We start from the raw sequence: 1116 nt of genomic DNA on the forward strand, positions 1-1116 counted from the left end.
CTGGCTGGTCGAAGATACCAGGCCGCTGCGACTGTTTATTAAAAACACAGCACTCTGCAAACACGAAAGTGGACGTATAGGGTGTGACGCCTGCCCGGTGCCGGAAGGTTAATTGATGGGGTTAGCGCAAGCGAAGCTCTTGATCGAAGCCCCGGTAAACGGCGGCCGTAACTATAACGGTCCTAAGGTAGCGAAATTCCTTGTCGGGTAAGTTCCGACCTGCACGAATGGCGTAACGATGGCGGCGCTGTCTCCACCCGAGACTCAGTGAAATTGAAATCGCTGTGAAGATGCAGTGTATCCGCGGCTAGACGGAAAGACCCCGTGAACCTTTACTGTAGCTTTGCACTGGACTTTGAGCCTGCTTGTGTAGGATAGGTGGGAGGCTTTGAAGCGTGGACGCCAGTTCGCGTGGAGCCATCCTTGAAATACCACCCTGGCATGCTTGAGGTTCTAACTCTGGTCCGTAATCCGGATCGAGGACAGTGTATGGTGGGCAGTTTGACTGGGGCGGTCTCCTCCTAAAGAGTAACGGAGGAGTACGAAGGTGCGCTCAGACCGGTCGGAAATCGGTCGCAGAGTATAAAGGCAAAAGCGCGCTTGACTGCGAGACAGACACGTCGAGCAGGTACGAAAGTAGGTCTTAGTGATCCGGTGGTTCTGTATGGAAGGGCCATCGCTCAACGGATAAAAGGTACTCCGGGGATAACAGGCTGATACCGCCCAAGAGTTCATATCGACGGCGGTGTTTGGCACCTCGATGTCGGCTCATCACATCCTGGGGCTGAAGCCGGTCCCAAGGGTATGGCTGTTCGCCATTTAAAGTGGTACGCGAGCTGGGTTTAGAACGTCGTGAGACAGTTCGGTCCCTATCTGCCGTGGACGTTTGAGATTTGAGAGGGGCTGCTCCTAGTACGAGAGGACCGGAGTGGACGAACCTCTGGTGTTCCGGTTGTCACGCCAGTGGCATTGCCGGGTAGCTATGTTCGGAAAAGATAACCGCTGAAAGCATCTAAGCGGGAAACTTGCCTCAAGATGAGATCTCACTGGGAACTTGATTCCCCTGAAGGGCCGTCGAAGACTACGACGTTGATAGGCTGGGTGTGTAAGCGTTGT

General features: G+C 54.2%; 1 rRNA gene. It reads left to right on the forward strand.

Going from position 1 to position 1116, the window contains the following annotated elements:
* Nucleotides 1–1116, forward strand: a 23S ribosomal RNA gene (locus AC4OR5_RS30885); the annotation flags it as partial.

The sequence above is a fragment of the Pseudomonas sp. YA1 genome, from assembly GCF_058680555.1.